Annotated in this window: 1 protein-coding gene; it reads left to right on the forward strand. The window is 48.1% G+C overall.

The annotated features are described in order from the left end of the window. Positions 1–386, forward strand: a 386-nt coding sequence (locus NE664_14635; GenBank protein MCQ4727871.1) for a pyruvate formate-lyase, incomplete at its 5' end; no start/stop codon positions are given. Positions 387–416 lie beyond the last annotated feature (30 nt).

Genomic DNA, 416 nt, shown 5'->3' on the forward strand with positions numbered 1-416 from the left:
GAGAGGGGTTTGGTGCAAATTACTCACCCAGCCTGTTTTCCAGATGCAGAGGTCCTGTGTCGATTATCCAGTCTTTTACCAAACCGGATTTGAAACGGGTAATTAACGGAGGACCTCTGACGCTGGAACTTCATGACACCGTGTTCCGAACAGAGGAAAGCTGTGCCAAGGTCGCGGTGCTGGTAAAGTCTTTTATGGATCTGGGAGGCCATCAGCTTCAATTGAATTCCGTGAACCGGGACACTATGTTGGAAGCGCAAAAACATCCTGAAAATTATAAGAACCTGATTGTACGGGTGTGGGGCTGGAGCGGCTATTTTGTGGAATTGGATAAGGAGTATCAGGATCATATTATCCAGCGGATGGAGCTGATGCTGGCTGTTTAGGAGGAAAGCTGCCAGATAGCTGCTGTTCTT

This window comes from Anaerotignum faecicola, assembly GCA_024460105.1.
Classification (GTDB): domain Bacteria; phylum Bacillota; class Clostridia; order Lachnospirales; family Anaerotignaceae; genus JANFXS01.